We start from the raw sequence: 7,893 nt of genomic DNA on the forward strand, positions 1-7,893 counted from the left end.
TATCCGTAAAACCAGGGAAAATTCTGAATTTCCGTCTGGCAAAGGGCAATGCTGCCGCTTCGTTATATAACCCAACGGTAGTAATCCTCCGGTATAGATAATTCTTTGCCGCAGAGGTGATCTGCATACATTATTTCCCTGAACACAGTGAGTTAGCGGCAAGGTGCCGTCTGGTTATTTTTCAGGTTTCTTGTAGAATTATTCCGAATTACTGCTAAAAGGTGTCGAAAAAACGGAATAATAATTTGACTAACCAGCATTACCCGCTAGATTTAAATATCGAACGACGAGTGATACGGAATATTTTCGTATCGTACTGACATAACCGATATACATGAGGTGAAATATGGCAGAGCATCGTGGTGGTTCCGGTAATTTTGCTGAAGACCGTGAAAAAGCTTCTGAAGCAGGTCGTAAAGGTGGTCAGCACAGCGGCGGGAACTTTAAAAATGATCCGCAGCGTGCGTCCGAAGCGGGTAAAAAAGGCGGACAGAATAGCCACGGCGGTGGCCGCAAGTCCGATAATTCCTGATTATCCTTTTCCTTGCACCCTGAAGTGAAAGTATCTCCTGCGAGTCTGTCACAGACTCGCAGTTATTTTCTGACTCCAGAAGGTATTTCTATGAATATGAAAAGCATTGAAGATGTATTTATTCACCTGCTCTCAGATACCTACAGCGCAGAGAAACAATTAACCCGCGGGCTGGCTAAACTAGCCAGAGCGGCGTCCAGTGAAAAACTCAGCGCGGCGTTCAATGCTCATCTTGAAGAAACCCAGGGCCAGATCGAACGTATCGACCAGATTATTGAACAGGAATCCAACCTGAAAATCAAACGCATGAAATGCGTGGCCATGGAAGGATTAATCGAAGAAGCTAATGAAGTCGTTGAGAGCACGGAAAAAAATGAGGTACGTGATGCTGCATTAATTGCCGCTGCGCAAAAGGTCGAGCATTACGAAATTGCCAGTTACGGTACTCTGGTCACCCTGGCAGAGCAGTTGGGCTATAAAAAAGCAGCCAAACTGCTTGCCGAAACCCTGGAAGAAGAAAAACAAACCGATGTGAAATTAACCGATCTGGCGGTAGGTAATATTAATAAGAAAGCGGAAAAATAAACTCTCCCTGACACGAGGAAATCACGATGAATCACGTTGAACATTACCATGACTGGCTACGAGATGCGCATGCCATGGAAAAACAGGCAGAGTCCATGCTGGAATCAATGGCTGGCCGTATCGATAATTATCCGGATCTCCGTGCCAGAATCGAACAGCATGTTAACGAGACCAAACGGCAAATTACCGTGCTGGAAGAGATCCTCGACCGCAATGAGATTTCGCGCTCGGTGATTAAAGATTCGATGAGTAAAATGGCGGCTCTCGGCCAGTCCATCGGCGGGATGTTTCCTTCCGATGAAATCGTCAAAGGCTCGATCAGCGGGTACGTTTTCGAGCAGTTTGAAATCGCCTGCTATACCTCTCTGCTGGCGGCCGCTGAAAAAGCGGGCGATACCGCCTCCATCCCAGCCATTGAAGCCATCCTGGCGGAAGAGCGGGAAATGGCCGACTGGCTGATTAAACATATTCCTCAGACCACAGAGCAGTTTCTCCTGCGTTCAGATGCTGACGGCGTAGAAGCGAAAAAATAACCCAGGAGGCAGGCCTATGTTTCGTCATGTGAAACAACTGCAGTATACCGTACGCGTTGCTGAACCGAATCCGGGGCTCGCGAATTTACTGCTCGAACAGTTTGGCGGCCCTCAGGGCGAGCTGGCCGCCGCGTGTCGTTATTTCACCCAGGGATTAAGCGATGACGATCCCGGCCGCAAAGATATGCTGATGGATATCGCGACAGAGGAGTTGAGCCATCTGGAGATCATTGGCACTTTGGTCGGCATGCTGAATAAAGGCGCCAAAGGAGCCCTGGCGGAGGGCACCGAGAGCGAGGCGGAACTCTATCGTTCGCTCACCGCCAACGGCAATGACAGCCATATTACATCCCTGCTGTACGGCGGCGGTACCCCGCTGACCAACTCGGCGGGCGTGCCGTGGACGGCGGCCTACATTGATACTATCGGCGAACCCACCGCCGACCTGCGGTCGAATGTCGCGGCGGAGGCGAGGGCGAAGATCGTCTATGAACGCCTGATCAACGTGACCGACGATCCTGGCGTGAAAGACGCGCTGGCCTTCCTGATGACCCGCGAAGCGGCGCATCAGCTCTCTTTTGAGAAGGCCCTGCAGTCGATTCGCAACAACTATCCACCGGGCAAACTGCCGCCCATTAGCGAGTACGCTAACACCTACTACAATATGTCTGAAGGTGGAGAAGTACGCGGCAGCTGGAACAGTGACAAACACTTCGATTATGTCAAGGATCCACAGCCGGCCGTAGATGGCGGAGATGGTAGTGCTTCTGTCGGCCTGACGCCAGAGCAGGAAGCGCTGTGCAAAGCGATGCTGAAGCGAACGCAGTCTGACCCGCAGGGCGATCCTTTGACCGGCGCCGAACTCGGCGCCGGGAAGCAAAACACTTCATCATCGGCTAAGTGATGTTCGCATGAGCCCCGGCTGCGGCCGGGGCGATTCACAATGATGGGTGTGGAATATGTTTGAATTCGACGCGTTTCATCTGGCCCGATTGCAATTCGCCTTTACCGTATCCTTCCATATCCTCTTTCCGGCCATCACCATCGGCCTTGCCAGCTACCTTGTGGTGCTTGAGGGGATGTGGCTGCGAACCCGGGATAATGTCTGGCGTTCACTCTACAATTTCTGGCTGAAAATTTTTGCCGTCAATTTTGGCATGGGCGTAGTCTCCGGATTAGTCATGTCCTATCAGTTCGGCACCAACTGGAGCGGATTTTCCCAGTTCGCTGGCAGTATTACCGGCCCGTTGCTGCTGTACGAAGTGCTGACCGCCTTCTTCCTTGAAGCGGGATTCCTCGGGGTGATGCTGTTTGGCTGGAATAAAGTGCCGCCAGCGCTGCATTTTTTTACCACCTGCATGGTGGCGCTTGGCACGTTGGTTTCTACCTTCTGGATCCTTGCCTCCAATAGCTGGATGCAGACGCCGCAGGGTTTTATCATCGAAAATGGCCATCTCATCCCGCAGGACTGGCTGGCGATTATCTTTAACCCCTCTTTTCCGTATCGCTTGTTCCATATGGCGATAGCCGCGTTTCTCAGTAGCGCCATGTTCGTCGGGGCGTCTGCCGCGTGGCATCTTCTGCGCGGCAACGACTCGCCGGCCATCCGCAAAATGCTGTCGATGGCGATGTGGATGGCGCTGCTGGTGGCGCCGATCCAGGCGGTGGTGGGGGATATGCATGGTCTTAACACCCTTGAGCATCAGCCGGCGAAGATCGCGGCCATCGAAGGGCACTGGGAAAATCGCCCCGGCGAGGCCACGCCGCTGCTGCTGTTTGGCCTGCCGGACATGGAGCAGGAGCGGACCCGCTATGGTCTTGAGATCCCCGCTCTCGGTAGCCTGATCCTTACCCACAGCCTGCATAAGCAGGTGCCGGCCCTGAAAGACTTCCCGAAAGAGGACCGACCCTATTCGCCCGCCGTCTTTTGGTCGTTTCGCATCATGGTCGGGATGGGCGTGTTGATGATCGCCTTAGGGATCTGCAGCGCCTGGCTGCGCTATCGGCGGCGGCTGTACCACTCGCGTCCCTTCCAGTGGTTTGCGCTCTGTATGGGGCCCGCCGGTCTTATTGCCCTGGTCGCCGGGTGGGTGACCACCGAGATGGGCCGCCAGCCTTGGGTGATATACGGGTTGCTGCGCACGCGGGATGCGGTGTCGTTGCACAGCACCCTGCAGATGGCCATCAGCCTGCTGGTATTTATCGTGGTTTACTGCGCCGTGTTTGGCGTGGGGTATTACTACATTTTCCGGCTTATCAAAAAAGGGCCGCAGCCGGTGACGGAGCTGACCTCGCAAACCGCAGGCACCCCGGCGCGTCCGCTCTCAGCGGCTGAGCCGGTGCGTGATGAGGAGAACGCATCATGAGCATCGATATCTCGGTGATTTGGTTTGTCATCATTGTCTTCGCCACGCTGATGTATATCGTGATGGATGGTTTCGATTTAGGTATTGGGATGCTGTTCAGCGTGGTGCATGATGGCGAAGAGCGCGATGTGATGGTCAATAGCGTCGCCCCCGTTTGGGATGGTAACGAAACCTGGCTGGTGCTCGGCGGGGCAGGGCTATTCGGCGCCTTTCCGCTGGCCTATGCAGTGATCACCGATGCGCTGGTTATCCCGCTGACGGCGATGCTCATCGGCCTGATTTTTCGCGGCGTGGCCTTTGAATTTCGTTTTAAAGCGGTTCCCTCGCATCGCATCTTCTGGGACTATGCCTTTGCCGGCGGCTCGCTGTTGGCGACCTTCAGCCAGGGGATTGTCGTCGGCGCGTTTATCAACGGCTTTGCGGTGGCTGACCGCCGCTTCGCCGGTTCGACGCTGGACTGGCTTACCCCTTTCAATTTGTTCTGCGGTCTGGGGCTGGTGGTGGCCTATCTGCTGCTGGGCACCACGTGGTTGATTATGAAAAGCGAAGGCGCGCTGCAGCAGCGGATGCGCGAGCTGACCCGCAAGGTACTGCTGGCGCTGATGGCGGTGATCGCGGTGGTCAGCGTCTGGACGCCGTTGGGCTGGCGCTACGTGGCGGAACGCTGGTTTACGCTGCCCAATTTCTTCTGGTTCGTGCCGGTGCCGATTCTGGTGTTGGCACTGAGCCTGTGGATCTGGCGCCTGAGCGCGCGCCCCGCCAGCCACGCCCGTCCCTTTATCCTGACGCTGGGCCTGATATTCCTCGGCTTCAGCGGGCTGGGGATCAGCGTCTGGCCGAACATTATCCCACCGCATATCTCTCTGTGGGATGCCGCTGCGCCGCCGTCCAGCCAGGTATTTATGCTGCCGGGCGCGCTGCTCATTATCCCGGTGATCCTGATGTATACCGCCTGGAGCTACTACGTCTTTCGCGGCAAAGTCTCCGGCAGCGAGGGCTATCACTGAGCCTGATTCGCGCCGGCAGGTGAGGATTTGCCGGCGCGTCGCGCCGTCCGGTCAGGGATGACCGAGAGGGATGCGCACAAACCGGTGATCTGCTGCAACGACTCGGGCCGGGTGTTTATGCCTTCGGCGGCTTGATCTTAATAATAAATCGTTCGTTAACCCGGGTGATCCTCGCGCCAATATCGCCAAACTCGGTGGCGATTTTAAAAAAATCGTCCGCGGCGACATCAAAATCGAGTTCAATCTTCGGGTGTTGTCCTGTCGCCAGTAATTCATAGAAATGGTCAAGGCTGCGGGCTTTTTCGCTAGGCATCTTATTTCTCCATGGTAAACCAATCTGCAGGGGTTTTATTGCTTACGGCGCTTTTACGGATTATTCAGCAGGATGACAAACGTGCCTGGTATAAAATTATGCAATGACAGTAAGAATGAGGCAGGGCGAGGTTATTCCGTGTTGTTAAACCGCGTGGCGACGCGTTGTCCGCCATACCATGACGGCAGAGACGACCCTGCGGCGCCGGTTGATGATAGACATTTTTTGATGACAAATTAATGACAATAAAATGAATCTGTCCGGGCTCGGGATGGCATCGTGCTAAATAATTTTATTCTGTGGCTGTTAAGGTGGTTGTTAACTACTTTATGGTGATGGAGCGTCTTTTTTAGGGCCAACGGCGAGGGAACAACGATGCAATTACTTGATTTATTCGCAGGCTTATTATGGTTAAGCAGCGTTATCTTCCTGCTGTTTGTTCTTGATGTGATCATCACCCGTTATCTTTATCGTAAATAATCGACAACGACAGCGGCGTTGGGCATAGGGGACGGCGTCGGAGGATGATAATATAACCCGCGGACTGATTCAGAAAGGAATGCGCGGTGGCCGGGAGAATTGATTACGATATTGAAAAATACCAGTTTACCGAAGCCGGTGAGACGCCACGGCTCCGGGAGCAGTGGCGCGAAGTATACCTGGAGTGTCGTCAGCTGCGGGCCGGGGCAGAGGAGCGCCTGCGCATTGCGTTACTGAACGTCGACTATGTCACCAGCTTCGAGCTGCCTTTTCGCCTGCTGCTGGTGCGCGCGCCGCAGCTAATCGCCGATGTTCGCGAGACGTTGCAGCTTAGCCGTAAAGCCGCCGTTTTCAACGGCAAACGTTACGGCTGCGTCTATAGTTTGAAACAGGATTTACAGGCTGTCCCGGAAGCCTTTCATTACCGCCTGGCAAACCGCATTCGTCGCGTCAATGCAACCGGGCTGACGGCGGCCCCGTACCAGCAGATTGCCCGGGAGATAAAGCCGGCCCGGGAGCGGCTCCGCCAGGCGCTGAACGCCGGCCTGCCGGTCACCGCTCTCGACGCCTTGTTCTGGTTCGGCAGTCAGCGAGTGGCGGCGGACATCGCGCAGTTGCGCCGGTCCGGCATGGCGATTGTCACGACGGAGGTGGAGGTCAGCGACAATTTGTTCAATACCACCCGACGAGTGCCCGTTTACCGCCTGGCCAGCGAGTGAATCGGCAACCTTTCGCCCAGCCGTTGCCTCTGCAGACAGTTGACCATTGCCCCGTCGAACCAGACGCACAGCCCTCTGGCGACAGGCCGCGGGGCCGGTTCCAGCCATGCGCTGGCGATNNNCATTAGCGCCAGTGGAACCATGTATTTTCTTTTCACTGCCCTTTATCCGCTGCGCCTGTTCTGCCAGCAAGGTAGCGGTAAAGTATGACGTTTCGTTGACCGGGGCAGCGTTTTTATTATCGGCAAGCGGTTGCGTTGGGCCAGAGATTATTCATCTTTTGGCATACGAGAGGACGAAAACTGGCGGCTTGTATTTTTGATTTTTATTACACCACGCTTTTTTTTGCCGCCGGGGAAAAGCGTAATGTGGCTACGAATGGATGCGGCTCGTCATGTAACTGGCTGGTTTGAAACAATATTTTAATTGTTGTCTAAACGCATGCGACAGCGGTGGCTAATTTATATTAATTCACTTTACCGATCAATAAATTATATGTTGATAGTTTTTAGCTATCGAATGTTTCTTATCGATCATTTTAAACTATTTTTGTTGGCGGGAAATATATGACATGCTTTAACCCTTTCTTATTTTTGGTATTTTTTAAATGGTTGAAGAAAACGCGAAAAATACCTCCTATCGCTTCGTACTGGAGCCCGCTATTAGCGATGATGGCAGCTGCCACTCGTGGGAATTGCTCACTAAAGATATTATAGCACCCGCACGAAATAATGCCTCAGCGCCCGCGTTTTCTTTCTCCACGCTTACCGAAAGCGATAAGCTTGCACTATTTACCCGACAAATCGAGTTGCTTTCCGTATTTGATTTTTCCCTGGTCGATAATAAGCCGATCTCGCTCAATATCGATGATTTATTAAGCCATTTTATTCTGACGGACCGCTATCTCTGCGATTTTCTGCGCTCGTGTAAGCATATTGCTTTGGAGATAAATGAGAATTTTCATGAGTTTATCGCCGGCCGCGAGCTGACGGCGCTAAGCACGCTGGCGGCGCTTTGTCCGGTCTGGCTGGATGATTTTGGTCGCGGGCGAACCTCCTTCCCGCTGCTGGAGAGATTCCGCTTCGATTGCGTCAAAGTGGATAAGGATTACTTCTGGGATAAAGAAAACGACCCCGCTTTGCCCGGTCTGTTGCAGTCTATTCATATCCTGACCGGCCATGTGATCGTTGAGGGTATCGAAACCGAAAAGCAAAAACGGTTAATCACTTCTGCCGGGGACATCATAGGTCAGGGCCGCTACTGGAAGGAAGAATATATTTTTCTTTGCGGTTGAGGGTCGACCGGGGGCTGGTTTCGGTTACCTGCTATTCTTTTATTATCCAGTTTTAAATACCCCC

General features: G+C 53.5%; 10 protein-coding genes. 9 read left to right on the top strand and 1 reads right to left on the bottom strand.

The annotated features are described in order from the left end of the window. Positions 1–346: 346 nt before the first annotated feature. From VZP09_RS05845 to cydB, 6 genes are all read left to right on the top strand, one after another. The gene (locus VZP09_RS05845) at positions 347–532 is read left to right on the top strand and encodes a general stress protein (RefSeq protein ID WP_004150795.1); all 186 of its coding nucleotides are present in this window, start codon (positions 347–349) and stop codon (positions 530–532) included. 90 nt (positions 533–622) lie between these two features. Further along, positions 623–1,117, top strand: a complete 495-nt coding sequence (locus tag VZP09_RS05850) for a YciE/YciF ferroxidase family protein (protein WP_004148027.1) — start codon at positions 623–625, stop codon at positions 1,115–1,117. A 26-nt stretch (positions 1,118–1,143) separates the two neighbouring features. After that, positions 1,144–1,650: a ferritin-like domain-containing protein gene (locus tag VZP09_RS05855; RefSeq protein ID WP_004140514.1), complete on the top strand. Its 507-nt coding sequence runs from the start codon at positions 1,144–1,146 to the stop codon at positions 1,648–1,650. 16 nt (positions 1,651–1,666) lie between these two features. After that, positions 1,667–2,554: a manganese catalase family protein gene (locus tag VZP09_RS05860; protein ID WP_004140512.1), complete on the top strand. Its 888-nt coding sequence runs from the start codon at positions 1,667–1,669 to the stop codon at positions 2,552–2,554. A gap of 55 nt (positions 2,555–2,609) precedes the next feature. Beyond that, positions 2,610–4,016, top strand: coding sequence for a cytochrome ubiquinol oxidase subunit I (locus VZP09_RS05865; RefSeq protein WP_004140511.1), 1,407 nt, complete (start codon positions 2,610–2,612; stop codon positions 4,014–4,016). Next, positions 4,013–5,023, top strand: coding sequence for a cytochrome d ubiquinol oxidase subunit II (gene cydB / locus VZP09_RS05870; protein WP_004140509.1), 1,011 nt, complete (start codon positions 4,013–4,015; stop codon positions 5,021–5,023). The genes VZP09_RS05865 and cydB overlap by 4 nt, the downstream gene beginning before the upstream one ends. 115 nt (positions 5,024–5,138) lie before the next feature. On the opposite strand, the gene VZP09_RS05875 is transcribed toward cydB, so the two are convergent. Next, the gene (locus tag VZP09_RS05875) at positions 5,139–5,336 is read right to left on the bottom strand and encodes a hypothetical protein (RefSeq protein ID WP_004140506.1); all 198 of its coding nucleotides are present in this window, start codon (positions 5,334–5,336) and stop codon (positions 5,139–5,141) included. 566 nt (positions 5,337–5,902) lie between these two features. Here VZP09_RS05875 and VZP09_RS05880 point away from each other — a divergent pair. From VZP09_RS05880 to VZP09_RS05890, 3 genes are all read left to right on the top strand, one after another. Next, on the top strand, positions 5,903–6,535 hold the full coding sequence (locus VZP09_RS05880; RefSeq protein WP_021313533.1) for a helix-turn-helix domain-containing protein: 633 nt from the start codon (positions 5,903–5,905) through the stop codon (positions 6,533–6,535). Between the two features lie 39 nt (positions 6,536–6,574). Beyond that, positions 6,575–6,745: a hypothetical protein gene (locus VZP09_RS05885; RefSeq protein WP_328794955.1), complete on the top strand. Its 171-nt coding sequence runs from the start codon at positions 6,575–6,577 to the stop codon at positions 6,743–6,745. A 397-nt stretch (positions 6,746–7,142) separates the two neighbouring features. Next, positions 7,143–7,829 (top strand): KPN_01159 family EAL domain c-di-GMP phosphodiesterase, encoded by a 687-nt coding sequence (locus tag VZP09_RS05890; protein ID WP_135730806.1) that lies wholly within the window; start codon positions 7,143–7,145, stop codon positions 7,827–7,829. Positions 7,830–7,893 lie beyond the last annotated feature (64 nt).

This window comes from Klebsiella sp. EMBS2024 (genome assembly GCF_036233805.1).
Classification (GTDB): domain Bacteria; phylum Pseudomonadota; class Gammaproteobacteria; order Enterobacterales; family Enterobacteriaceae; genus Klebsiella; species Klebsiella pneumoniae.